The sequence below is a fragment of the Marinimicrobium sp. genome (assembly GCF_002695945.1).
Classification (GTDB): Bacteria; Pseudomonadota; Gammaproteobacteria; order Pseudomonadales; family Cellvibrionaceae; genus Marinimicrobium; species Marinimicrobium koreense.
In genome coordinates, this window is record NZ_NZQP01000021.1 from 204521 (window position 1) to 229520 (window position 25000).

General features: G+C 61.9%; 28 protein-coding genes. 6 read left to right on the forward strand and 22 right to left on the reverse strand.

Translation table 11 applies throughout. The features are described 5' to 3' along the window. Nucleotide 1: 1 nt before the first annotated feature. Nucleotides 2-1201, reverse strand: coding sequence for a hypothetical protein (locus tag CMG77_RS04845; protein WP_414673691.1), 1200 nt, complete (start codon nucleotides 1199-1201; stop codon nucleotides 2-4). Nucleotides 1202-1498: 297 nt separating this feature from the next. Here CMG77_RS04845 and CMG77_RS04850 point away from each other — a divergent pair, with 297 nt between their 5' ends. The 6 genes from CMG77_RS04850 to CMG77_RS04875 all read left to right on the forward strand — a co-directional run bounded on the left by CMG77_RS04850 (nucleotide 1499) and on the right by CMG77_RS04875 (nucleotide 7951). After that, entirely contained in the window at nucleotides 1499-4330 is a 2832-nt protein-coding gene (locus tag CMG77_RS04850; protein ID WP_286806140.1) for an HzsA-related protein, read from the forward strand. A 383-nt stretch (nucleotides 4331-4713) separates the two neighbouring features. Further along, entirely contained in the window at nucleotides 4714-5433 is a 720-nt protein-coding gene (locus CMG77_RS04855) for an SH3 domain-containing protein (protein WP_286806139.1), read from the forward strand. Further along, nucleotides 5403-6041 carry an outer membrane beta-barrel domain-containing protein gene (locus CMG77_RS04860; RefSeq protein ID WP_286806137.1) on the forward strand — a complete coding sequence of 213 codons (639 nt, stop codon included), beginning with the start codon at nucleotides 5403-5405 and terminating at the stop codon, nucleotides 6039-6041. Before CMG77_RS04855 ends, CMG77_RS04860 begins: the two co-directional genes overlap by 31 nt. A gap of 35 nt (nucleotides 6042-6076) precedes the next feature. Then, entirely contained in the window at nucleotides 6077-6553 is a 477-nt protein-coding gene (locus tag CMG77_RS04865) for a TlpA family protein disulfide reductase (protein ID WP_286806135.1), read from the forward strand. Then, complete coding sequence (locus tag CMG77_RS04870) at nucleotides 6550-6774, forward strand: DUF4266 domain-containing protein (RefSeq protein WP_286806134.1); 225 nt, start codon at nucleotides 6550-6552, stop codon at nucleotides 6772-6774. Before CMG77_RS04865 ends, CMG77_RS04870 begins: the two co-directional genes overlap by 4 nt. Then, on the forward strand, nucleotides 6761-7951 hold the full coding sequence (locus CMG77_RS04875) for a DUF3570 domain-containing protein (RefSeq protein ID WP_286806132.1): 1191 nt from the start codon (nucleotides 6761-6763) through the stop codon (nucleotides 7949-7951). The genes CMG77_RS04870 and CMG77_RS04875 overlap by 14 nt, the downstream gene beginning before the upstream one ends. Nucleotides 7952-8050: 99 nt before the next feature. Here CMG77_RS04875 and CMG77_RS04880 read toward each other — a convergent pair whose 3' ends face one another. The 21 genes from CMG77_RS04880 to gspG form a co-directional block, all read right to left on the reverse strand. Next, nucleotides 8051-8341 (reverse strand): type II toxin-antitoxin system RelE/ParE family toxin, encoded by a 291-nt coding sequence (locus CMG77_RS04880; RefSeq protein ID WP_286806129.1) that lies wholly within the window; start codon nucleotides 8339-8341, stop codon nucleotides 8051-8053. Continuing rightward, a complete protein-coding gene (locus CMG77_RS04885) occupies nucleotides 8326-8589 on the reverse strand; it encodes a YlcI/YnfO family protein (RefSeq protein WP_286806127.1) in 264 nt (87 codons plus the stop codon). The genes CMG77_RS04880 and CMG77_RS04885 overlap by 16 nt, the downstream gene beginning before the upstream one ends. A 147-nt stretch (nucleotides 8590-8736) precedes the next feature. Next, nucleotides 8737-8919, reverse strand: coding sequence for a PLDc N-terminal domain-containing protein (locus CMG77_RS04890; protein WP_286806125.1), 183 nt, complete (start codon nucleotides 8917-8919; stop codon nucleotides 8737-8739). A gap of 54 nt (nucleotides 8920-8973) precedes the next feature. Next, nucleotides 8974-9924: an AgmX/PglI C-terminal domain-containing protein gene (locus CMG77_RS04895; RefSeq protein WP_286806123.1), complete on the reverse strand. Its 951-nt coding sequence runs from the start codon at nucleotides 9922-9924 to the stop codon at nucleotides 8974-8976. A 1-nt stretch (nucleotide 9925) separates the two neighbouring features. Further along, entirely contained in the window at nucleotides 9926-10435 is a 510-nt protein-coding gene (locus CMG77_RS04900; RefSeq protein WP_024461554.1) for an ExbD/TolR family protein, read from the reverse strand. Then, complete coding sequence (locus CMG77_RS04905; protein WP_286806119.1) at nucleotides 10432-10950, reverse strand: ExbD/TolR family protein; 519 nt, start codon at nucleotides 10948-10950, stop codon at nucleotides 10432-10434. The genes CMG77_RS04900 and CMG77_RS04905 overlap by 4 nt, the downstream gene beginning before the upstream one ends. Nucleotides 10951-10996: 46 nt before the next feature. Further along, a complete protein-coding gene (locus tag CMG77_RS04910; protein WP_036160864.1) occupies nucleotides 10997-11677 on the reverse strand; it encodes a MotA/TolQ/ExbB proton channel family protein in 681 nt (226 codons plus the stop codon). Nucleotides 11678-11876: 199 nt separating this feature from the next. After that, a complete protein-coding gene (locus CMG77_RS04915; RefSeq protein ID WP_286806117.1) occupies nucleotides 11877-12185 on the reverse strand; it encodes a hypothetical protein in 309 nt (102 codons plus the stop codon). Further along, nucleotides 12182-12862: a tetratricopeptide repeat protein gene (locus tag CMG77_RS04920; protein ID WP_286806115.1), complete on the reverse strand. Its 681-nt coding sequence runs from the start codon at nucleotides 12860-12862 to the stop codon at nucleotides 12182-12184. The genes CMG77_RS04915 and CMG77_RS04920 overlap by 4 nt, the downstream gene beginning before the upstream one ends. Continuing rightward, nucleotides 12849-15716, reverse strand: a complete 2868-nt coding sequence (locus CMG77_RS04925; RefSeq protein ID WP_286806113.1) for a tetratricopeptide repeat protein — start codon at nucleotides 15714-15716, stop codon at nucleotides 12849-12851. The genes CMG77_RS04920 and CMG77_RS04925 overlap by 14 nt, the downstream gene beginning before the upstream one ends. Next, nucleotides 15713-17566 carry a tetratricopeptide repeat protein gene (locus CMG77_RS04930; RefSeq protein WP_286806111.1) on the reverse strand — a complete coding sequence of 618 codons (1854 nt, stop codon included), beginning with the start codon at nucleotides 17564-17566 and terminating at the stop codon, nucleotides 15713-15715. The genes CMG77_RS04925 and CMG77_RS04930 overlap by 4 nt, the downstream gene beginning before the upstream one ends. Then, nucleotides 17563-18099: an AraC family transcriptional regulator gene (locus CMG77_RS04935; RefSeq protein WP_286806109.1), complete on the reverse strand. Its 537-nt coding sequence runs from the start codon at nucleotides 18097-18099 to the stop codon at nucleotides 17563-17565. Before CMG77_RS04935 ends, CMG77_RS04930 begins: the two co-directional genes overlap by 4 nt. A gap of 118 nt (nucleotides 18100-18217) precedes the next feature. Beyond that, on the reverse strand, nucleotides 18218-19192 hold the full coding sequence (locus CMG77_RS04940) for an FAD:protein FMN transferase (protein ID WP_353743454.1): 975 nt from the start codon (nucleotides 19190-19192) through the stop codon (nucleotides 18218-18220). A 51-nt stretch (nucleotides 19193-19243) separates the two neighbouring features. Continuing rightward, nucleotides 19244-20023, reverse strand: coding sequence for a type II secretion system protein N (locus tag CMG77_RS04945; RefSeq protein ID WP_286806106.1), 780 nt, complete (start codon nucleotides 20021-20023; stop codon nucleotides 19244-19246). Nucleotides 20024-20038: 15 nt separating this feature from the next. Next, nucleotides 20039-20521, reverse strand: a complete 483-nt coding sequence (locus tag CMG77_RS04950) for a type II secretion system protein M (RefSeq protein WP_123638573.1) — start codon at nucleotides 20519-20521, stop codon at nucleotides 20039-20041. Continuing rightward, nucleotides 20518-21771, reverse strand: coding sequence for a type II secretion system protein GspL (gene gspL / locus CMG77_RS04955; RefSeq protein WP_286806104.1), 1254 nt, complete (start codon nucleotides 21769-21771; stop codon nucleotides 20518-20520). Before gspL ends, CMG77_RS04950 begins: the two co-directional genes overlap by 4 nt. 75 nt (nucleotides 21772-21846) lie before the next feature. Next, nucleotides 21847-22854 carry a type II secretion system minor pseudopilin GspK gene (gene gspK / locus CMG77_RS04960; RefSeq protein ID WP_286806103.1) on the reverse strand — a complete coding sequence of 336 codons (1008 nt, stop codon included), beginning with the start codon at nucleotides 22852-22854 and terminating at the stop codon, nucleotides 21847-21849. Beyond that, on the reverse strand, nucleotides 22826-23536 hold the full coding sequence (gene gspJ / locus CMG77_RS04965; protein WP_286806102.1) for a type II secretion system minor pseudopilin GspJ: 711 nt from the start codon (nucleotides 23534-23536) through the stop codon (nucleotides 22826-22828). Before gspJ ends, gspK begins: the two co-directional genes overlap by 29 nt. Then, nucleotides 23523-23942, reverse strand: a complete 420-nt coding sequence (gene gspI / locus CMG77_RS04970) for a type II secretion system minor pseudopilin GspI (protein WP_286806101.1) — start codon at nucleotides 23940-23942, stop codon at nucleotides 23523-23525. Before gspI ends, gspJ begins: the two co-directional genes overlap by 14 nt. Further along, entirely contained in the window at nucleotides 23942-24511 is a 570-nt protein-coding gene (gene gspH, locus CMG77_RS04975) for a type II secretion system minor pseudopilin GspH (RefSeq protein WP_286806100.1), read from the reverse strand. Before gspH ends, gspI begins: the two co-directional genes overlap by 1 nt. After that, on the reverse strand, nucleotides 24511-24969 hold the full coding sequence (gspG, locus tag CMG77_RS04980) for a type II secretion system major pseudopilin GspG (protein ID WP_024461570.1): 459 nt from the start codon (nucleotides 24967-24969) through the stop codon (nucleotides 24511-24513). The genes gspH and gspG overlap by 1 nt, the downstream gene beginning before the upstream one ends. Between the last annotated feature and the right edge of the window lie 31 nt (nucleotides 24970-25000).

Below are 25000 nucleotides of genomic sequence, written 5' to 3' on the forward strand. Positions count from 1 at the left end.
ATCACTCTCCCTTGCAATAGTCGGCGGTGTCGATAAACGCGCGGCGCAGATCGAACCCGGCGTTGGCGAGATGGTCGGTGGCGGTTTCGATCAACTGGTGATCCTCGGGGCTACCCGGTTGGCGCAGGCACACCTGGCGAAAGACTTTTTCCACCTGACAACTGGCAAACGCTTCACTGTGAGCCAGTTCCATGCCCATGCTCTTGGCACCCTCACCGCTGCCCGGCAGTGCATCACTCCAGCCCAGCACCCGGTTGTTGCCCTCGCGCCAGTAGTTGTCCCACTGATCATCCATGGTCACGTAGCCATAGCGGAAGGTATTGGCATTGATATGGTACTTGGGCACCACGCGGGTGCCGGTTTCCGCTTCGGTTTCACCTTCGCGGTTGTAGGTCAGTCGGCCGTCCTCACCCTCGGGATCGGCGTCGGCATCATAGTCCCAGTTGTAATAGGCATAGGCCTGGGCCAGAGGATCCATGCCGTTATGACAGCCCATGCAGTTATTCAGGAAGACCCGACTGTCCCCTCCGGGGCTGCGACTGACATCCTGACGGATGCGGTCCGGGGTCAGGCTGGTGTCGTGCACCTGCTCCAGATCCCGGCACAGGTGATTGAGTAACGTGAAGCGGAACATGGCACGGTTGGTGCCCGCGTAAAAGAAGGCGCGCGCTGCGGCTCGACTGGTCATCACCCCGGCGGTCGCCTCGGCGGGCAGACCGTTGACATCCGACTGGGTGCGCTTGACCAGTACTTCCGGGTCGCCCAGCGGCAGGCCCTGGGTTTCCAGTGCCTCGTAATGCTGATTGTCGTCATTGGCATAGGCGGGCAATCCGCTGGCGCTTCCGACGTACAGAACGTTGTCGTAGAGCAGACCGCGAATGTCTTCCCCGTCGCGCACCATGCCGATAAAGGTGGCGGTGTAGTCGTTGAGCGGTGCAAACACGCTCTGATCCCGATTGGTCCAGGGCGTGGCCATGTTTTTCAGGGTGACGCTGTAAAAATGCTCATTGTCCATCGCCAACTCAACGGCGGCGTCGACGTCTCCCTCAGCGATCAGGTCGGCCATTTGCAGCAGTACGCTTTCACTGGGCGGCACGCCGGCAATGCGGTTGTGAATCTGCAGCGCCTGCTCCCGGGGGCCGGCCTGCGCCGCGACGCCAACCAGAATCAGCATCAGACAGAAAACGGAGCGCAGACGCATGACGCCGCGTAACGGAAGTTGGCGGGTGCTGTTCACGGTTATTCCCCAAGGCCATTGGTGCTTATCCGCCAGACCGGGCCACATTGGCCGGCGGGAGTCTGGTGGTTTTTGTGTAACATTTGACGCGCGTTCCAGACCATTATAGGGGTGATGCCAGCCAGTTCCCGTGCGGGTTTAGCCACGGGTTTTGATAAGTGGATCACACTTCCGGCATTCAACCCCGTTTTTTGGCACTGGATCCCATTCCGTCGGCCCTGAAAGCCCTGATAATGGCGCTTTTGCTCCGGGACATCCGTCATGACACTCAGTGCCACTACACGTGCGACATTGCTGCCGATTCTGGCCCTCGGGCTCACTGCCTGTGGCGGTGGCGTGGGTGACCCGGTAGGGCCCGGCGAGGACAGCGGCGGCGGTCAGACACCGGACCCGGTGGTGGTGGATTTTCCGATTGTCTATGTGCTGCGCCCCGTCCCCCGGGATGAGGACTCCGACGAAATTCTGGCAGAGGTACTGACCGAGCCGGCCCAGTTTAACGCTGGCGCCCGACTGTACTTCCAGGACCGGGCCACCGCGACGGCGGGCCGGCGGGAGCTGACCGCCGGGCTGTTCGATGAGGGGGCGCTTTACGATGTAAAGGACATTGCCCCCCACCCGGATGGGGACCGCTTCCTGTTTGCCCTGCGGGCGCCGGAGATCGAAGACGCGGATGACGACGAGCAACCCACCTGGAATATCTGGGAATATGACCTGAACACCGAGTCCCTGCGCCGGGTGATCAGCTCCGATCTAAGCGCCGAGGCAGGTCAGGACGTCAGCCCACAGTACCTGCCGGATGACCGCATCCTGTTCAGCTCCACCCGCCAGAGCCGCAACCGGGCGGTGTTGCTTGACGACGGCAAACCCCAGTTCGCGGCCCAGACCGAAAACGACAATCAGGACGCCCTGGTGCTCCACGTGATGGATGCGGACGGGCGCAATATCGACCAGATCAGCTACAACCAGAGCCACGACCTGCAGCCGCTGATCGACGTCGAGGGCCGGGTGCTGTTCACCCGCTGGGATGGTTTCGCGCAAAACCGGCTGAGCTTCTATCAGCTCAACCCCGACGGAACGGGCCTGGCGCCGCGCTACGGCTACCACAGCCTGGCCGGCAGTGAGGCACCCGCCCTCTTCTCGACCCAATTGACACTGGACGGTCAATTGCTGGCCATTGCCAAGCCACAAGACGAGCTGCTGGGCGGAGACCTGGTGCGGGTGGATGTGGCCAACCATGTCGAGAATGATCAGACTCTGGACGGTGTGGCGGGCGGCCCGGCCCAAACGTCACTCGCCGATCGACCCATTCCCCTGAACGGCGATATCTCCCGCGCCGGGCTCTACCACGCGGCCTATCCCATGCAGGATGGTAGTGAGCGCTTACTGGTCAGTTGGAGCCCCTGCCGGGTGTCCGTGCCCGATCCCGAGCAGGACGACGGCGTCCGGATTCGCCCCTGTACCGACGAATGGCTGACCACCGAGGGCAGCGAACCCGCCCCACCGCTGTTCGGCCTGTGGGTGTTCGACCCGGAAGGCCCCACCCAGCAGCCCGTCGTGCTGCCGGAAGAGGACCAGATGGTCACCGACCCCATCGCCCTGGAACCCCGCCCGAGACCCGGTTTCCAGGAGCCCCTGGTGGGCGAGTCCAACTGGGTCAGTGAAGGCGTCGGGGTACTGCATATTCAGAGTGTGTACGACCTGGACGGCGAGGCGAGCGTCGATATCGACGCGCTGATGGACCCGGCCCAGACCACGGCCGACGAGCGGCCCGCCCGCTTCCTGCGACTGCTGAAAGCCGTCTCCAGCCCGGACAACGATACCTTGAACGACCAGGACGACGAGGTGTTCGGCAACCGCTTCAACCAGAACCGGGGCCTGCTGGAAATTCTCGGCTATGTGCCCATCGAGCCCGACGGTTCGGTAATGACCAAGGTGCCCGCGGATATCGCCTTCAGTTTCGATATCGTCGATGCCGAGGGCACCCGGATCATGCCCCCGCACCGCAACTGGTTGCAGTTGCGTCCCGGGGAACAGCGCAATTGTCAGGGCTGCCACAGCGCCGACAGTGAAGTCCCCCACGGCCACCCCGAACGCGGGCCGTTACCCGCTTATACCGGCGCGGATACCGAGGGCCTCCCCTTTCCCAATACTCTACTTGCTGATATCGAAGGTCAGCCTGAAAACCCCATGATGGGAGAAACTATGGCCGAGCTCGAAGCACGAGTCGCGCTGACATGCAGCAACCCTGAAGAGCCAGACACATGTAGCTTTAGAGGCCCCCGCAATCCGAACGTGAATATCCGCTACACCGACATCTGGACCGACCCGGCGGTGCGCGAACCCGACCCGGATCACCAGCGCCTGTACAGCGCCCTGGCGGCGGACGATTACCGTGAGTACGCCAACGACGAAAACCCTGACGAAGGCCTGACCGTCTCGGCCACTTACCCGCCCACCAGCGAAGGCTGCCAGACCCAATGGACGGCGCTGTGCCGGGTGGTGATCAATTATGAAAACCATATTCAGAGCCTGTGGGAGCGTCAGCGGCTGCTGACCGAGGAAAACGACGAGGGTCAGGCGACGTTGGTCCTGGATGAATTCGATGAGCCCGTGGACCACACCTGTGTGGGCTGTCACACCCGTTTCGACGCCGACGATGCGCCTCGGGTCCCCGCCGGCCAGTTGGAGCTGACCCGCAATGCGGCAGGCAACGGCCAGATGACGTCTTACCTTGAGCTACTCAATGGTGACGATGAGGTGACGCTGGTCGATGGCGCGGTGATCGACCTGTTGGTGGAAACCGGGGAGTTTGAAACCGATGAGGAGGGTGAGCTGGTATTGGATGACGACGGCAACCCGATTCCGATTCTGACCACGGTGCCGGTACAACCGCCATTATCCCGAGGCGGAGCCGCTGCCAGCGCCGCGTTCTTTGCGCGTTTTGAGCAGACGAACGACCTGGCTGCCCCCGACGCAGTCGATCACCGTGGTATGCTCAACCCCGATGAACTCCGACTCCTGCGGGAATGGCTCGACACCGGTGCCCGCTATTACAATAACCCTTTTGACCGGGCGCGACAGGACGACGAATGAGGGACTTGGTTATTTTTCATGAGCAGGAACCTTTTTATGTGGCGTCACGTCCGGTCAGGGGCGGGGTATACCCTTCCAGGACTCGCTGTAAATACATCCCTGTACGCTCGGGATCGCGAATCCCGCGCTCTACGGTCCTGGAAGGGTATACCCCGCCCCTGACCTCCTCACTCTGTAGAAAACTCGGGAGGAGCCCCGCCCAAGGTCACAGGAGAGAGAGAGGTGAGATACAGCGCACTGAGGGCCGATGTGGGGTGAAGCGTTTCAAGACCCTCACCCGCGGGACTAGCGGTGAGGAGCGTACAGGGATGTATTTACAGCGAGTCTTGAAACGCTTCACCCCACAGCGGACCGGACGTTCAGCCACCGCAAAGCTCTCTACAGTGCTATTCACATTAGCGCTTTCGATAATCGCAATAACTACCCACGCCGACGCCCCGAAAGTCACCGTCGCCACCACTTATATCGACGTTCATACGGGTCCTGGCAAAGGCTATCCGATCTTTCATATCGTCGAAAAAGACGAAGCCATCACCCTGGAAAAACGCCGGACCGACTGGATCAAAATCACCACCCGACGCGGCAAAACCGGCTGGATACACGTCGACAGCCTGGCCAACACCCTCGACCGCACCGGTCAGGCCCCCGACATTCGTGCACCCGGTCGCGAGGACTATGGCGAGCGGCGCTGGGAACTCGGGTTTGCCGGGGGTGACTTTGATGGGGCCGACTCCCTCGGGCTCAACCTCGGGTTTCGCTTTACCGAACACCTCACCGCCGACCTGCGGCTGAGCCAAAGTACCGGGCAGTTTTCCGACAGCCGGATTGCCAGCGTCGGGTTGATGCACCAGCCCTTTCCCGACTGGTGGGTCTCGCCCTATTTCCGGCTGGGCACCGGGCAGATCCGGATTCAACCGAGTGCGACGCTGGTGGAAGCCGAGGACCGGGAAGACAACCTGTTTCAGACCAGCCTGGGTGCTTACGTCTACCTGACCCGGCGCTTTTTTCTGCGCCTGGAAATGACCCAACACCAGATACTCACCAGCCGCGACACCAACGAAGAGGTTAACGAATGGCAACTGGGTTTCAACGTCTACTTCTAGCCCTCGCCCTGGCGAGCACAGCACCGCTGGCCCTCGCTCAGGACGGGCCGCTGGGTGATATTGTCGGCCCGGACGAAGAGCGCCGGCGGATCAGCGAGCGCGACCTGGACACCGAGAATTTCGAGTTCGGCGTGTTCTACGGGCTGATGAGCGTGGAGGATTTCGGCAGCAATCCCGTGGCCGGGGTCAGCCTGAGCTATCATGTCACCGAAGCGATTTTCCTGCAGGCCAACGCCGCCCAAACCGAAACCCGGGAAACCAGCTATGAATTGCTGAGCGGCGCTGTGGAACTGCTCACCGAAGACCAGCGGGACTACACCTATTACAATCTTTCCCTGGGTTACAATTTCCTGCCGGGGCAGATTTATCTCACGGAAAACTGGAGCTTCAACACCAGCGCCTATGTGATCGGCGGCGCCGGCAATACCGAGTTCGCCGGGCAGGATTACTTTACTTACAATCTGGGCGCCGGTTTCAAACTGTACACCACCGACTGGCTGGCTCTGGACCTGGGCATGCGCGGCCACGTGTTTACCCACGAGCTGTTCGGCCGGGAGGTGGAAGTGAACAATCTGGAGGCACGTCTGGGCGTGTCGCTGTTTTTCTAATTATGATGATCGGGTTTTAAGAGAGGAGTTGAGCCATGAGATTGACGCACTATTTACTGGTCGCCCTGTTCGGTTTCGCGGCCTCGGCTTATGCCGAGAAGGCGCCGGACTTCACCCTGAAAAGCGACAACGGTGAGAACGTTCGTTTGGAAGAACAGCGCGGCAAGGTGGTGATGATCAACTTCTGGGCCTCCTGGTGTGCGCCCTGCCGTAAGGAGATGCCGCTGCTGGAAGAGCTGCACGACCGCTACGAGCAGGCCGGCTTCACCCTGTTCGGCGTCAACGTCGAGCAGAACCCCGAGGCCGCGCAAAAATTCCTGGACGATGTCGGCGTCACCTTCCCGATTCTGTACGACCCCGACAGCACCGCCAGCCGCGCCTACCAGGTCAGCGCCATGCCCACCACCGTGATGGTGGATCGCGATGGCAATGTGCGCTACGTCAACCGCGGCTACAAAGAAGGTGATGAAGCCAAGTACCGCGACCAGATCCGGGAGCTGATTCGCGAATGAAGCCGATTCGCTACAGCCTCGCGCTCACTTTCTGCGCTCTGCTCGGTGCCTGCAGTGTGCAGCCCTGGGTGCAACCCTACGAACGCCAGAAGCTGGCCGACCCGATCATGAGCTTTGATCGCGACCCGGCTTCCAGCAGTTATCTGGGTCATGTGCACGACGCCCGGGAGGCCGGTCGTGGCGCTGATGGCAGTGCGGGAGGCGGCTGTGGCTGCAACTGATCGATCGCGCACGCGGGCAAGGCACTGGCTGGCGCTACTGGCTGTCGGGTGTTTTGCCGGCACCGCCGGGGCGTCCGTACTGCCCGAAGAGCGCATCGATGTTCTGTATCACAGCTACGATGGGGGCGGCGTCAAGATTGACGGGCCTTCGGTGTTGGTGCGCAAAAGCATTGGCGAATCGGTCTCGGTGTCCGGTAAGTATTACGTCGATACCGTCAGCGGCGCGTCCATTGATGTGGAAGCCGCTGGGGTGGACGTCAACTCTGCCGCCAGCCCCTACGCCGAAGAGCGCACCGAATACAATGCCGGCATCGACTACCTGAACGACCGCACCTTGATCAGCGCCGGCTACGCTACCAGCCAAGAAAATGATTACGACGCGGAAACCGTCAGCTTCGGTATCACCCAGACTTTTTTTGGCGACCTGACCACCGTCAGCCTCACCACCAGCTACGGCGACGATGTAATCGGTCGCAACGATCGACCGGACTTTGAAGAGCATCTGGAGCGCCGCCGCTACGGACTGACCCTGACCCAGATTCTGCGCACCGACCTGATTGCCGCGTTCAGTTATGAAGCGGTCATTGACGAAGGTTTTCTGAACAATGCGTATCGGCAGGTGCGCTACCGGGACTCCAGTAGCGCCCGTGGCTATAGCTATCAACCGGAGGTCTACCCCAACACCCGCAACAGCGACGCCTTCGGTCTGCGGGCCATTTACCACCTGCCCAACCGCCGCTCCGCCCTGCGCGGGGAGTACCGATACTTTCAGGACAACTGGGCGATCGAAGCCCACACCGGTGAGCTGCGCTACACCCACAGTCACGACGACAACTGGTTGTTCGAGTTGAAGTTGCGCCACTACGATCAGACCGGCGCGGACTTTTACTCGGATCTGTACGACTTCCGCGACGCCCAGAACTACCTGGCCCGCGATAAGGAAATGGGGCCCTTCAGCTCCAATACGATTGGCTTGGGTGCCACCTATAATTTACCGCGCTTCGCCATCCCGGGTTTTGAACGCAGCAGCATCAACCTCTATTGGGACCACATCCGTTTTGACTACGAAGACTTTCGCGATGTCCGGGTTTCCCCCGACGACTACGCCGCCGGGGAAGAACCTCTGTATCAGTTTGATGCCAACGTGATCCGATTTTATCTATCGTTCTGGTTCTAGACGACTCGACGTAAACGTTAGGTTAGATAGACGGGCAGCATCCTTACGCGAGGTTCGCGATAGAAATCTGAGTAACCCCCTGGATGAGTCAAGAATCCGCTAAAAGTGTTCTTCTTTGCTATGTCGAACACGAACAATCACGATTCTGCTGGTTTCTTCCCGATACCGGAGAATATATTCACCCGCCCCGAACGTCAGCATGAGGTCCCGATAATCGCCCATGTTTTCCACTGGCACTCCAGCTTCCGGGTTATCTTGCAGAATCCTCACGCCTTCAACAATTCGCTGGGACGCCCGCTGTGCGGCGAGGGGGTTTTGGGATTTAAGAAAGTTTCTAAGGCGGGCAATATCTTTGGATGCGTCCGGCAGCCAGACTATTTCACGGGGCATGACTTCTCCTGATCCGTACCCCAGGATTCGAGCCAATCCATCATGGCGTCATTATCTACAGTCTCACCCGTCTCCTGGTACTCCTCCCAACGCGCCAAAGTGAGCTCATTTTCATGCTCCTTGCGCTCTTCTTCCTCGATATACCGGGTCAAAGCCTCTTTTGCCAAAAAGCTCTTAGAGCGTTTTGTCTTGGCGGCCAGAGCACTTAGACGGCTTTCAAGCTGCTCATCCAGGCGAACACCCAACATAAAGTCACCCGTTTACCGTTGTTAAACAATGATTAACAACGGTAACACCACGGCTGATCATTTGCCAGTTTTTCCGCAAGAGGAAGATCTCACTGCGCCGACCGGACGGAGCGTCAGGGGAATCAGGGGCAATGGTTGTGGCCCCGGCTATTTACCTCGCGGCCCGATAAACAACCAGATGATAAAACCGAGGAAGGGGAGGAACAGCAGGACCAGGATCCAGATGAGTTTGGCGGTGCTCGACTCTTTACTCTGGGCCACCTGCAGCAAGGCGTAGATGACACAGATCAGCAGGATAAGACCCAGAATACCGGTAATCTCGATGGACATTGAACGCGCTCCTTTCTCTGGTTGATGGCGAGAACTCTGCCGGGGTGGCAGTGATTATCTCGGCAAGAAATCGAAAGTATAGTTCACTTGGGTCACGGTCACATCCGCGTCGGGGAAGGTGATCAGCAGAATTCGGGCCAGCAGGCGCTGTTCAAGTTCTTCATTGTTCAATTCACTGGACTCGATCCGCGCTTCGGAGATTTCCCCGCTGGGCTCGATGACCATACGCACCACCAGTTTGCCCTGCAGAAGCGGGTCCTGGCGCAGGGCGCGGTTGTAGATGGCAAAGATGGCGCCCATGTGCTGGTCGATGACCTGTCGGATTTCCTCGTCGCTGCGAGCGGCCAGCTCTCTCGGGCCGCTCGCGGCGGCTTCTGCTTCGGCGGCTGCCAGCGCTTCCGCCTCATCGCTGACCCGGGTCGATTCCCGGGCGGCGAGTTCGCCTCCACCGGTATCCCGGCTGAGTTGATCGGTATCGATGCCACCGCTGTCCTCGGCGACCTGCCCTTCCAGGCGGTTGCGGTCGGGCCGCTCGGCCTCGGACTGACCCTCGGACAGGGCGGCCTGCTCGACCTTACGGGTATCCAGGGTATTGCGCATGGCGGCCAGAGCGTCCCGATGTTGCATCAGGCCACTGCGAGCGGCGGTTTCCCGGGCCTCTTCCACCCGGGCAGGGGGCGGTGGCTCAGGTTGAGGCTCGGGTTCCGGCAGGGGTTCGGGCTCAGGCTCCGGTTCTGTCTCTTCCGGCTCGGGTTCGGGCTCCGGTTCCGGCTCGGGCTCAGGAGGCGGTGGCGGCTCCTCTTTTTCCAGTATCACCCGGGCCAGTTGCGGTGGCAGCTCCGGTGCCTCGTCCCGGCTGGGCTCTGGCAAGGGCACGAACGGAATCACCAGCCCGAGAATGAGCAACAGTATGATCAGCCCGCGCAGAATTCGCCGGTAGCGCTGATCGTCCTCGGCGCTGGATTCCCAGGGCAGATCGGTGTTGGGGCTCGGATATCGGGTCATATCAGCCCTCGGCCTCCGAGGCGATCTGGTCGACCGCCAGAGCGATATCGCGATAGTCCGAGGCGGCGCAGGTGGCCATCACTTTTTTCAGCAGTTTATAGGGAATGCCTTTATCCCCCATGATGGTGATCGGTCGGCCGATCTGCGCCTCGGCCTCCGTCAGCGGTCGGGCACGCTCGGCGCGCAGGGCCAACTCTTCCGATAAACCGGGGATCTCTTCGTCCTGCTGCGCCAGAACATCGGCCACGGACGCCACCGGTCGACCGTTTACCAGAATCTGCTCATCCCCCACCACCAGCAGCAGACTTTCATCCGGTTGCTGGTCCGCCACCGAGGCGGGCAACTCGATATTTTTATCCCGGCTGAGCACTTCCACCTCGGAGGAGTTGACCAGCAGGAAGAACACCAGAATGGTGAAGATGTCCATCAGGGACACCAGATTAAGCTTGGGCAACTGACTCAGGCGACGGTGGTGCCGGGCCATCCGGCGGGCGCGCATGGACTGCTTCATTCGCTCGCCTCCTGTGCGGGGGCATCGCCCAGGGAAATGACCGGGAAGAGTTCGGCGTTCACTACCGATGCGGCCACTACCGCCCTGAAGGATCGGGCGGTGTCCATCGCACTGACCAGCGTCTGATAGGGAGTATCCGGCTCGGACAGAATGACAATATCGTTTTTGTCGATGCCCTGGTTTTTGAGCGTCTGTTTCACCTGCTGGAGCAATTCCGACAGGGCGGGCAGGTCCGGCTCACCGTCTTGATGAGGCACCCGCTCGACGGGAACACCGGCGGGGAAATTGACCTGGAAATGATCGTCACGAATGATCAGTTCAATCTGCTCATTGGGCTCGTCGGTTTCGCTCGCTTCGCTGCTGGCACTTTTGGGCAGTTGCAAATCCAGTACGGTGATGCGGGCGAATACCATGCTCATCAACAACACCGGCACCAATATGATCATCAGATTCATAAAGGAGGTGATGTCGAGCTCCGCTTCTTCTCTGTGTCGATGGCGCCGTCGATGAAACATCGCGCTTGCTGTCCTTTAACCGGGTAAGAAGGCCGCGAGGACGGCGTCAGGCTTGTGCCGATGGTTCAGAACCGGGCTTACCGCTCGCCCGCTGAGCCGTGCCCACCCCCATCAGGTTCAGGCATTTGACGCCCGCCATTTCGAGACTGTCGATGATCTCGGTGGTTTTGGTCTGCAGGGTGGCGTGAAACAACAACAGGGGAATGGCCGACATCAGACCAAAGGCGGTGGTATTCATGGCCACAGAAATACTGGCCGAGAGCAGGTTGGCTTTTTCCGCCGGGTCGGCATCGGCCACTGCGGTAAAGGCGGCGATCAGACCGATGATGGTGCCGAGCAGGCCAAGCAGTGTGGCGATATTGGCCAGAGTCGCCAGATAGGGCGTGCGCTTCTCCAGACGGGGCATGGCTTCCATCACGCCCTCTTCCATCGCCAGCTCAATGTCGTCGCGACGCTGGGATTGGCTCATCCGGGCGACGCCCGCACTGATGATCCGGGCAATGGGGGCTCGGGAGGTCTGGCCGAGTTTCATCACGCCGGCGTAATCGCGCTTTTTCAGCAGTGGCATCAGTTGCTGAAAGGCCTTGCGGTTGGCGGACTTGGCGTGAGTCAGGTAGAGCCAGCGCTCCAGCGCCACGGCCACCCCTACCACCAGCACCAGTGCAATGGGATACATGAAGGGGCCGCCGTTCTGGAAAAAACGCAGCACGGTAGTGATAAATTCCATGGGTATTGCCCTCAAAATGCAAACGCGACGTCGCCCGTATAGAACGACGGATGTTTATAAAGCCTGCTATGTTTTTTTGAATATATTTTTTGAAATAGTGTTGAGACGGGCAAACCCGCCTGACGCGTTGATCATTATGCCGACTTGGCCGCAGCGAAACTGTGAAGCAGGTTGATTTTTGGGAGGATTCCGCTGCCGTTCAGTCGGCGATTTCGACCGTCTCTTCCCGCTGACGCAAGGTGCGCTGCAGTTCATCCCGTTCGACGTGACCGAAGACGCTCTCCAGTTGCCGCTCCAGGGGGTCATAGTCCGGCTCAGGACTTTCCGGAGTCTGCCAGGGCACCACATGAAAAACCTGGGGCTGCTCGCGGTTGCCGGTCACCCGGGATTCCAGCTCGATCACCGGTCCGGCGTCCCGCTCAGCGTCGGTTTCACTCTCTTGCGCCCAAAGCGACGCGGATAACCCCGCCAGCAGCAAGAAAAACAGCCCTCGAGTCCAATGGTTCATTGTGCCTCCTCTGCGGCCAGACGCCGCTCCAGATCGACGATCCAGCCCGCCACCCGACGGTCCGGTTCATCCTGACGCTGCTGGTAGGCGCGGTAGTGCAATAGCGCCTGTTCACCTTCGCCCCGATACAGGTCCAGCAAGATCCCCAGGTTCAGGTGGCTTTGGGCGTGAAACGGCCAGACCGTCAGCGCCTGCCGATAGGACTGCTCGGCGGCCTCGAAATCACCGGCCTCACGCTGCAACAGGGCCAGCTGGTTGTAGGCATCCAGGTTATTGGGATTGATCGACAGGGCCTGCTCAAGGGCGGCCTTGGCCTCCGTTACCCGACCCTGTTCACTGTGAATTTTCGCCAGGTTGACCCAGGGGCCGGACAGTGCGGGATACTGCTCGGTCATCGCGCTCAGCAGCTGCTGTGCCTGTGCGTCATTGCCCTGGGCCATGGCCGCCAGAGCCCGGTCGAAGTCCGCCTGCGCCCGAGCGCTGACACTCACCGCCATCTGTTCGTAAGGGTTGGGGGTTACCGGGCCTTCGGGCAGCGCCGATGGCGCCGATGCCTCGGTTGACACGTCCACCTCCGCCTCCGGCTCCGATTGGGGCGCCGTGGCACAGGCGGTCAGCCCCAGAAAGGCACACAGCATAGTCAGCCGCCGCACAGCATTCAGATCAGTAAATCCCACGGCTAACCTCCGCCACCTGTTCTTCCTTGCCATAGCGGGCCGGCAGTATCTGAGCCAGGGCTCCGAAGCTCTCTTTGACCCACAGGTCGTAAACGCCGCGCTGGGTGCGTCGGGCATTGATTTCGTAGAGTTCGATGGCTTTTTCCTCGAAGGGATAGGCCTGCTCTTCCAACAGAATATCGTACTGCTCCAGCTCCAACACCCCCAGACCTTCCGGGCGCTCGGAGTCCATGAGGTCACGCCCCAGTTGGTGATAAATCGCGGCCATACGGTGGCTGGCACGGGTACTGAATTCCGCCACCCCGTAGTCCAGAATGGCCTCCTGATCCGCCAGGGCCCGCTCCAGGGCTGCGCGTTTGCGTTCCAGGCTCGGCCCCAGAGGCAGGCGCAGTCTGATTTGACTGAACGCATTGAAACTCGACTCCGCCAGTTCGCTGGCGGCGAAGGCGGCAAGGTAGTTGGAGCGACCCTCCCCCGACTGATGACCATCCACCAATCGACGCAACCAGAACGCGCGTTTGTCCGCCTCACCGGTCTGCCGATAGAGCTCGGTCATCTGGTACTCCGCCTCCCGCCGGTCGGCCCCCGGTTGCGGATAGTTGTGTGCATAGCGTCGAAAGGCGTCGATCGCTTCACTACGCTCCCCCGCACGCTGGTATAGCTCAGCGGCCAGGTAGAGCGACTCGCGCTGCAGCTCGGGATCGTCGCTGATCTGCTCGACCCGGCGCAGCTCGGCGGCCGCCGCCAGCCAGTTTTCCCGGGCCTGATAGACCCTGGCCAGACGCACCGGAATCTGCGCCTGCAGTGGGCTATCGGGATAAGCCGCCCGGAACGTCTCCAGGGCCTGTTGCGCCTCGGGCCAGCGTTCAAGCTGCATCAGGTAGTGCGCGGTATCGAACTGGGCCTGGACCGCCACTTCGGTGGTGGGCAGAGTCTCGGGAATCTCCGCGAGCAATGCCACCGCCCCGGACATCTCCCCGGCGTCCAGTTGCTGGCGGGCGCGCTGGTACATACTGGCGGCGATACGCTCACGCACCTCGGCCTGACTGGGCGCGCCGTTAATGCTTCTGGCGCTACCGTCTTCGGTCTGGGGCCAGCGCTCGAGCAACTGCCAATAGGCCCGCTCCGCAGCGGCAAACTGTCCCAGATCGAACTGACTGTGGCCGAGTACCAGCCAGGCGCTGAACTGCTCGTCAGCACTGGCCGGCGGCTGCCAATCAAGCAGTCTCTGCGCCAGGGCGGCGGCGCTATTAAGCTCACCGCGTTCGAGCTGTCCGCGGGCCAGGTGACCGAGTACACCGGTGGCTCGCGGGTCATCGGCATACTGATCCGCAAACTGCTGGCCCACTTCCAACCGCCGGGCCCACCAGTGATCGGTCTCCGGCCCGGCGCGGCGCTCCAGCTCATCGGCGAGCAACACCGCCGCGTAGCCGGCCTCGCGGCCGTACTCCGGGTCTCGGTGGTCAAACGCCACCCGGCGGTAGTGCTCCAACGCTTCGGGCCACTGCCCGGCGGCATTGAGGGCTTCGGCCAACAGAAAACGCTGCTCCGGTACGGCCGGGTCTTCGGGGAAACTGGCCACGAACTCCCGGTACCAGGTGGCGGCATGGGCAAACGCCTGCCGGGTCCGCTCTTCCCCGGCACTTTCGTCCGCCAGACGTTGGGCCCGGGCGTGCTGAAAGTTGGCCAGCGCTGGCAGAAACTCGCGCAATGACTCTTCGACCAATGCCCCCGGCTGACCGCCGCGACGGAACCAGTAGGCACTGAGCAGCCCGTAACGGCGCACAAACTCCTGTTGGCCGGCACGCACCAAGGTGGGGTAGCGTCCCTCCCGGTAGGTGTCAATCTGGGCCAGGGTGAAGCCCGGGGCCAGATCGCTGTCGGGGTTTTCGGCCACGTACCGTCCGTAGGTGTCGGCGGCGTCGCGCACCCGCTCCTGTTCGCGGTAGGTTTCTGCCAGGCGTTGATAGAGCCGATGCTCATAGGGGCGGGCGCCGATCCGGCGCTCCAGCTCACCAATGCTGTCAGGCCCCTCGAGATAGGCGAATGACAGGGCCATGGCACGCAGGGCATCGCCCGCCACCTCGGCCTGGGCACCACTGAGTTGCGCCCAGGCCCGATCCAGTTGTGCCGCGTCATCCGCCGGCAGGAGCAGATGATCCAGGACGCCGGCAAAACTCACCAGTGCCTCGGGGTAATCCCCCTGCTTGAACTGGGCCCAGGCGCGCATGTATAGGGCGTTCTGACCGAACTCGGGAGCCGCGCCCACATCCGGCAGCAGCTCGCGGTAAAGTGCCTCGGACGCCGCGTAATCCCCTTGCGAGAAGGCCCGCTCGGCACGGCGGAATTGGGCCTCGGCGTAGTAGCGCGACTCGGGGAACTGCTCGGCAAGCGCCACCAGTGTCCGATTCGCTTCCTCCATACGGCCATCCAGCGCGTAGGCTTTGGCCAGATGGTAGTAAAGATGATCCGGGGAGGCCGGCGGTTCGATGCCGTCCTCCGCCCACCGGCCTTCACGGTAATCGCTCAGCAGGGCCCGGTAGCGCTCGATCGGCCCGCCAAATTGCGGCTCGACACTGTCCGAACGTGCCAACGCCGCTTCGCTGCGGGCCATCGCCAGATCCGCCAGACGCCAGCGGATGTCCAGTTGCAGCGCCGGATCCTGCGCCACCGCCAACGCCCGCTCGTAACGCTGGGCAATGCGCTCGGCCGACTCCGGGGTGAGCGCTTCGGACCCCGGCAACCGGGCCTCGGGCAATGCCTCCAGACCACCGTGCCGATTCCCGGAACTCACGCAGCCTGCCATCAGGGCCAGGGCACTGACCAAGCCCAGGGATCTGAAGACGCGACTCACGGTGCACCTCCCTGTTCGCGCAGCGCGCGATCCTGCAGCCGGGCGGCGCCCAGTCGCACGCGAGAAAGGTACTGCGTCAAACGGGCCTGGTGTTGTGCCAGGTGCGTCTGCAGGTTGTCCGCGAGCTGCTCGGCCTGACGCTGCTGCGCCTCATCAAGGCGTTGCCGCTGGCGCACAATCGCCTCGGTCCGCTCGGCGATACGGGCCAGTGCCGGTTCAATATCCGGGTTGTCCGCAATCACCGTGCGGACCCGGTCTTGCCGGGTGCGCAACTGCGCCAGGGCCCGGTCCAGGTCCCGCTGCTGTTTGCGCACCCGCCACAGATGGTCTGGATAGTCCTGAGCGGCACGCCAGAGCAATATACCCCGGTACAGCGCCAGTCGGTCCCGGGTTTCCCGGGGGTTCTCCAACTCGCCCGCCGCCGTCAGCCGATCGGCCCGCTCACGCGCCGCCTCGACGCGCTCGTATAGGCGGCGGGTTTCGTCATCCGCCAGGGCCAGATAATCCGACCGGGCCTCGATGTCCGACAGGCGGGCGACCAGAGGGGCACGTCGTTCACGCAACTGCCCGATCTGGGCCCAGAGTTGGCGCCGTGCGACATCCGCCTGACGGTCATTGCGCAGAGCACGCTTGTTCCGCAACAGTTGGCCGTAGTGGGCCAACTTCTCGGGCCAGTCCGCCAGCAGTTGCGCCTGATCACGCAGATCGCTGAGCGCCTGTACCTGACTCTGAAACGGACTCTGATTGACCCAGTCAGACAGGTAGGGATCGGCGCTGGCGGCAACCGTGGATTCGGTCAGCGTCAGCCAGTTTTCACGGCCTTCCAGATACAGGGTGCCCCGGGGGTCGGTGGCCGCCAGTTGGCGGCGCAGATAGGCGGGGGTCAGTTGTCGCCGGAGCTGATCTACCCGGGCGAGCTCTTCCTCCAGACGCGCATCGGCCCGATCGTAAGCATCCAGCGCCGCCTGGGGAGCGTCGAGTTGGGTGTAGGCGTAGGGGAGGGCTACCAACGCCTCTTGGGCCGCGCTACCGGTGAGTGAGTGCTCACCCAGAGCCTGCCAGGCGCGGACCGCGCGGGCGGGCTCCCCCCGCTCCAGGGCCGCCCAGCCGTAGCCCAGCAGTGCCTGGTCCGCATCCTCGCGGGACAGGCGCACCCGATCGAAGGCCTGCTCGGCGCGCTCGAAATCCTGTTCCAGCAGAGCCGTAAACCCCAGGGCGGTAAAGGCCCGATCGCGCAGGGTCAGGTATTCGGCTTTGTGACGCTCTTGGCGGGGGACTTCCTCCACCAACACCTGGTAGTAGTGCCGGGCCTGCTCCCGATCACCGGCCCGGGCGAAAGCGCCGCCGAGGTTGTAGAGCACCACCGGGGCCCATTCACCCAACTGGTCCCACAACGTCTCAGGGTCCACGGGCTCGGGCTCACCGGTGCGCAGGCGCCACTGCCACTCAAGTGCACGACGCTCCCGGGCGAGGTCCGGGTCGAGGGCATCACCCAATCGCGCCCAGGCATCGGTGGCCTGCGCCCAATCGCCCCGCAGATAGTGAAGCTTACCCAGATAGAAACGTGCCGCGTCGCGCTGTGCCGGGCGGCCAGACAAGGCGGACTCCAGCAGACGCTCGGCACTGGCCGACATGCCGAAGGCCATACGGATGGCACCCTCGTGGACCGCCCCCCGGTCAAGCCCGAGGTCCCCCTGCTTTCGGGCCACCATCAGCTCGCTCAGGGCCGGCAGGTAATCGTTCTGATAGTAGTGATAGCGAGCCACGCCTTCACGCAGCTCGGCCTGGCCCCAGGTAACCGGAGCCAGGCCGAGCAGGGCAAACGACAGTGGCAGCGCCCAATGCCTCATTGCAGCGCCCACTCCTCAATGGCAAAAACCGGCTGCAGTTTGCGCTCGGAGTCCACGATTTTCAGCTCCAGCACCAGCGGCTCCTGACCTTTTTCCACCACCAGATCGGCGCCGCGTTTGTAATCCCGGCCGTCGGGCCCGATGCCCGTAAAGACCGCGCTGATCTCATGTTCGCCGGAAGTGAGGTTACCCAGATAGAGCCGCTGAACGCCGCCTCGATACAAGGCTTCGCGCTGAGCATCGGTATACAACTGTGCGGCCACCGGATCGCCATCTACCTGAAGGCGCACCCCGTCCAGATGAAAGAATTCCCCGAGATCCACCGACAGGTACACCGCTATTTGGCTCGATGCCGGATAGAGTAGCTCTTCTTCCAGAATCAGCAGGTCGCGGTTGAGGTTCAGGGTGTCCTCTTTAAGCTGCTCCAGATCGGCCTCGAGATCACTTTGGGCCCAGGCCAAAGGGACGGCCAATACAAGGGCCGCACAAAGTCCGACAAGCCGCCGCACCGGACGGAAGGAATGGGATGACATTGGAAGGCTCTCCTGACGGAAACGTGCGAGTTCTGGCGCAGCTTACAACGGCTTATTATTTTAGTGGCACCGGTGCGCTGGAATTGTGACGGCGCGCACACTTGGCCTATACGGCGCCCTATTCTTCGGGGTCAATCAGTCCATCACTGTAATGCACTCGACCGTCGTCGGTGATCACAATGGCTTCGAATTCCGGCTGCCGATTGATCAGCGCCAGGCCCGCCTCCAGACCGAGAACAAACACGCTGGTTGAGAGCGCATCGGTGTCCATGGCCCGTGGCCCCAGAACCGTCGCGCTGATGATGCCCCGCGCCGAAGTACCGGTGCGAGGATTGAGAATATGGTGAATGCGCTCGCCCTGCGCATCCACAAAGTAGCGCTCGTAATCGCCGGAGGTGGAAATGGCCTCGTTATTTAGAGGCACTACAATCGCCACATCTTCGGGCGCACGGGGGTTTTTGATGCCCACCCGCCAGGGGCGACCACGATGATCGCCGATCAGACGGGTATCGCCTCCGGCGCTGACGCTGGCATGCTCTATACCCCGTGCACGCAAAAGCTCAATGGCCCGGTCCACACCGTAGCCTTTGGCAATACCACCCAGATCGACATACAACTTGGAATGGCCAAACCAGACGGTATCTTCTTTCCGGTCCAGGTAAATCCGTCGGTAATCGATGGCCGCCAGCAGCGCCTTGCGGGTGGCGTCGTCCGGCTGACGGCCCGAGCGGTAGTCGTAGAGACGCCCGACCGAACCAAAAGTGACATCGAAGGCACCCCCGGTCAGTTCCCCGTAGTATTTGGATCGAGACAAGAGTTCGGTGAGTTCAGCGCTGATCGTCAGAGGCTGCTCATCAGTGGCCTCGGGCGCTTCCCGGTTCAGGCGGGACAGCTCACTGTCCGGTTTGTAGGGACTGAAATGGCGGTCGATACGATGCAGTTCGTTCATCACTGCGGCCAGGGCGGCCCGCCCCTGCTCAGGATCGTCGTGCCAAAGGCGAGCCACCACTTCGGTGCCCATGATGGCCTGCTGGTCGCTGTACCACTCGGCGGTACTGGGCGAGCTGCCCAGTACCAGGAGCCCCAGCATCATGAACCTGAGAGCGATGACGACCGGGAGGCGGGGCATCATCATGGCGCGCCGTCAGAACTGCAGGTCGACGTGGTAGCGGTTGCCCTCTTGGTGGTCGAGCACCATGGGCAGCCATTCGCGCGCCTGGATCTGGTCACTGAAAGCGCCGGTCAACTCCAGCTCACCTTCCACAAAAATGCCTCCGGCGAGGGGCAGTCGGGTTTCCACTTCCAGATCGATGGGACCGTCGAGATCAAACACATCTGCCACCAGCGCATCGCGTTCGGCATCGTAGCGGGCCTCGGCGGCGAAGCTGCCGAGTGTCACCCAGGTGCCGTCCGCCTGAACCCTCGCGCCGGTCCAACTGAGGTTGCCCTGCAGTTCAGACAGGCGTCCGCCCTTCATGCGCATGGTTTGAATATTGGCCGCAAGCTGTCCCTGAATCGGCACCGGAACCCCCGCCTGGATCAGGCTCGCCGGCGCATCGACACTGGTGTCGCTGACCCGGACCGAGCCGCCCAGTCCAGCGCAGACCCGCCCGTCGATGTTCTGGTTTTCCAGGGTGGCGCTGACATCCGCGCAGGGTGTCAGGGTAAGCAGGGACCAGGGGCTGAGTTCCCAGCGAAGCGCACCCAGTGAGTAGTGCCGATTGTCGATCTCGATACTGGCCATGCGCGCCTGCCCGGACCAGACGGTTCCCTGCACGCCGCTGAGTCCGAGGGTGTTGCCCTGGGTCATGAAGTAGGCGGCCCAGGTCGCGGGAATGCGGGTCAGGGCGAACAGCAGGGTCAGGACGATCAGCAGGAGTATCCAGCGGATCGGGGGAATGAATTTTGACAGGGTGTCCCACATAGCGTTGTCGTTATCTCAGTTTTTTTGCAGTCGAATATTGACGGTCACGCGACCCTGTTCACTGGTCCCGGCCATGGAGAAGTCCACCACGGAGACGCCATGCTGGTACTCCATGTCGTAGAGCCATTGGATAAACCGGTCGTAGGGCACGTCGTCCAGGCGTACTCTGACCTGGCCCCCGGTACCCGGCTGGAAGCCACTCATGCTGAGGTTGTTGGCACGCAGGCTACTGTCCACCAGGGCACTGAGGTTACTGTCGTTCTCCCGATCACTTTGAGCATTACTGCGCGCCTGCTCAATCTGGGCGGCCAGCAACTCCACTCGCCCAAGGGACTGACTCACCGCCCGATTGGCATTGAGCTGGCGCTCTTTCCAATCCGCCATGGGCACCAGCACCGCTTTCCATAAGAGGTATAACAGTACGGCCACGCCACCGATCAGAAGAATGGTCTGCTCGCGCCGGTTATAGCGGGAGAGCCAATCAAATACCGCTTTCATGGGCGACCTCCGGTAACTTTCAGGCGAGCCGTGTGACTGTCGCCCTGGGCACTGGCGCTGAGCAGCTCAGCCTGCAACCCTCGGGTCTGAATGTCACCGCGTAGGGATTCAATGGCGTTGAAGGTGTCGGCTCGGACGTTAAGGCTCAGCTCACCACTGCGGGCCGCATAGGACACCGCACTGAGAGTGACCCCGCCGGATTCCGCCAACGCCGGGAACAGATCGCCTAAAAATGGCGTCACCTGACCACTGGCACTGGCCGGCTGCAGCTCGGTCAACTGCTGGCGCAACTGACGCTCGGCGTCCACCAAATTGCCCGGGCCCGCCACCGAACGATACACCTGCTCGATGTCCCGGCGAATCTCGATATTCTCCGCTTCCAGTTGATTCACCTGATAAACCGTCACCCCCACATACAGGACGAGACAGGCAGCGGCCGCCACTACCACGCCCTGCCAGGAGCGCCACCAGCGCTCAATCGGCAGTCGCTGGGAGAACTCGCCCTGACACAGATCCACGCGGCCGGTTTCGGCAAAGTCCAACTGCCAGAAAGGCACCACGGCCTGTTCGTCAATACGGTCCTGGAGTTCATCCGGCAACAGCGCCTTCAGAGTGACCAGTTCCGCATCGGTCTCCGCCCGCAGGTTGAGCCGGGGCAGATTATCCACCCGGTTCTGAGCGGTGAGCAGCATCTGCAGACTCAGGCGCGCCTGCTCCCGATCGAGGCTGAACCCCAGGTTGGGGGCGTACCGCACCAATAACTGATCGCCCTGCATCTGCAGGGTCCAGTAGGGATACTGCTCGGACAGGTCGGTCTCTGGTGGCAAGGGCAGCATCAACGGCAGGGGCCAGGTGCGCTGGACCTCGATATGATACTCGCCCAGACGATCGAACAACTGGCGCAACCAGGATTGCTCGACATAGGCGGCGATGGCACGCCCTTCACGTACCGGACCGAGCGCGAAATGAAACTGCTCAATGTCGCCAATCACGCTCTCTTCAAGCTGGAAGGGCAAAAGCCGACGCAGATGTTTTTTTTCGGCTTCCGCGTATTCCAGCTCGCGAGTGACCACCTGGTTTCCCGGCAGCAGTAACCAGACGCTGTGATGCCCCTCCCCGAGCATCGCCCCCAGGGTATCGAGATCCCCCGAGGCGGCGCTATCGAGCAACGGTTGCCCGTCGGCATCGAACCAGCACCAGCGAAACTGGTCCTGGGCGCGATTGGTGTAAAGCACAAGTTGGTTGGCCATAAGCGCTATCGTTGTTGTTCCGTTATCCGACGGCTGATCCCGTCTGTAAATTGATTGGGCGAATACCCACGCCCGTCAGTACACATCTGTGCGACGCACCACGGTCAGCTCGTCATTCGAGCGCTTCAGGATACTGCGCATCGCCCGGCGCTGCTCCACCAGAGACGCGACCGTATTGACCGCAAAGTGGCTGGTGTTCACCGACAGGGTTCCGGTTTCCGGATTCACCCCCAGGCTGGCCCAGACACTGTCACCCCGGAAGCTGTTGACGTCCGGGTAAAAACCTTCCGCCGGCCAGCCCTGACGCAGCAGCTCAACCTGGGACTGACTGAGTGGCAGCAGGTCCTCGGTACTGTTTATGGTCCGCAATAGCCGGTCGGACATCGTATTGACGTTGGTCTTCAACCCAGCCGGCAACACCGTCAGGTGCGGTCGTAGCAGCTCCATCAGTTCCGGCGTGATGTGCCGCACCAGACGCAGCTCTTCCACACTGGCAAAGGTCCGGTTGGCCGGCAAATACTCCGGGTCCAGGCCCAGGTAGTAATCGCCCTCGGCGCCGCCGAAACCGCTCACTTCGTTGTCCGGGTCCATCCAGTCCACCACCGATTCGAGTATGGCGATGGCCTCATCGGGGTTCAACGGCACCCCCTCCTCATCAAACGTCTGCAACAGACGGATGAAGCGCCGCTGCATCTCCGTGTAGCGCTCCGGGTCATTGTGCGCCCGCTGGGAGTTCAGGTTGCCACCCCCGAGATCATTCAGGTTGATGCGGCTCTGAGCGTCGGTGATCGACACAAACAACCAGACGCCGCCCAGCTCCACCGGGGTTTCGCCGCCCCAGCCTTCCTCCGGGTAGTCCACTTGCGGGTCCGGGTCGAGCTCCAGCACAAAGCGGGCCACGGTCTCCGCCGCCAGCAGATAGGAGCGCGCCTGGGCGCCATGCCAGCGGCTCTCGGCCTTGGCCAACCCCAACTGATACTCACCGGTAAACTTCACCGCGAGCCCGGCCACCACGCTGACGATCAGCAGGGCCATGATCAGCACGGCGCCGCGCTCAGTCCGCATGGAACTGCGTAATTTCAAACAGGCGTTCACTGACACCGACGCCCTCCATTTCTATGCGCACCAGAACCGCCAGGGGCAACTCCGCCGGGTTGCCCCCGACCTGATCCGGGTCGGGCCAGGCCTCGGCCCAGTCCCGCAAGTAATCGTCACCATCCAGAGCGCTGCGTCCGGAGCGGGACAGCAGCGCCTGGGACAGGAAGCGGAGCTCCACACTCGTCACCCCGTCCAACAGCCGCTGTCGAAGCGCCTGTTCCTCAAAATCATACTCATCGAAGGGCCGGTTGCGGACCGGCCGATAATCCCGCCACAGCGTTCCCTCTTCGAGGCGATAACTGACTTCCTGCAGGTCACTGCGCAACCGCTCCATCGGGTTCAACCACGAATGGCGGGTAAACAGCATCAACCGCTCCTCCTGACCGATTCCCCCAAACGGATCGGCGGCAAACGGATTGCGTAGCCCGGTGGGGCCCCCCGGCTCCGGCGCCAGAATATGGCGCAGGTCCGCGCTGATGATCTGCCAGGCCCGATCCAGTCGGTTGATACCCTCCATGACTTCCCGGCTGCGCTCGGCACCGCGGCTGGCCGAATCCAGGGCCTGGTACGCCATGGTCGCAATGGCCGCCGCAATGGCCAGGGCCACCATCATCTCCAGCAGGGTAAAACCCCGCTGAGGGGCCAGGTGTAATCTAGGGCTCCGCATTGAAAATTCCTTCCAGACGGGCCAACACATTGTCCGGATCGGTCTGTGGCGATACCGCAATTTCAATCTGTCGAAACGCGGCCATCTCGCCGTAGTCGCCCACCTCCAGAGCCTCATTGCTCAGTTCCCAGCGCCACTCCCGGCCCGCCAGGGTCACCTCTCCCTGGTCCTGATCCGGCAGAGTGAAATCATCCAGCTGGCTACTCTGCAGGTGAAGCCGGGTCATCTCGTTTTCGGCCACCCAGAACGCCAGGGTTTTATTGCGGATCGCCGCGGTGCCATCCAGTTGGGACATCACCAGCATCAGGAAGGCCGGTAACGCCACCGCAACCACCACCAGGGCCACCATCACTTCAATGAGGGTGAAGCCCCGCGTCCGCTTGGCACTACCCGACGACAGACGCATCACTGTTGCTCCCACTCGCGCGCTTCTTCCCGATTCAGCCAGGTCAGATCCCCCATCATCGACACTTCCACCCGCTGGGTTTCGCTGTCGTCGAACTGTGCCGGCATGATCGCCATTTCGTAGGGGGTGGCCTCACCGCTCGGGTAGAACACCAACACCGGCCGCTGCGGATCCTGGCGGGGATCGTACTGCCACTGCTCACCTTCCGAGCGGACCTCCAGTTGGAAGTCCTCGGGCAGACAGTCACCCCGGAGATTTTCGCTCACCGGGCTCCAGGCCTGATCCCGAAATCGCTGCCAGTGATAGCACCAGCGCTGGCGAGTGCTGCCCTCGCTGGTCCTCGGCTCCCAGAACAGGCCGATGATTTCCTGGTTGAGCACGGTCTGCTCGGAAACGAAACGTGCCTCCAACATAAACTGCTCGGTCGTTTCTTCGGCCCGCGAGGCGCTGTCATCACCCCCGATAGAGAGTGATGCCATGGCCACGGCGATGCCAATAATCATCACCACCACCATGATTTCCACCAGCGTAAAACCCCGCTGGTGGTTCATCGGACAAGGGCGATTCATCAATCGTTCTGGACGCTCTCGTCCCAGACGCTGATATCCGCATTCTGATCCTGGCCGCCGCTGACGCCGTCGGCGCCCAGAGTGTAAATATCGTACTCACGGGTTTCGCCCGGGCTCAGATATTGATAGGGCGAACCCCAGGGATCCTGCGGCAACTCATCCAGGTAACCGCCCTGTTTCCAGTTGCGCGGCTCGGGGGCCATGGTCGGGCGCTGCACCAGGGCTTCGAGCCCCTGCTCGGTGCTGGGGTAGACATAGTTATCGATGCGATACAGTTTCAGCGCGGTCTGAATCGCCTTGAAATCGGCCTGCACTTTCTGCAGACGCGCTTCGTCGGCACGGTTCAGTACCGCCGGCGCGACGATGCTGGCCAGCAGCCCGATGATGATGACCACCACCATGATTTCAATCAGGCTGAAGCCGCTCTGACGGCCAAGGCCTTTAAGGTTCCGGTTCATAGGTGTGACTCCCACTGTGTTATTGAAGGTC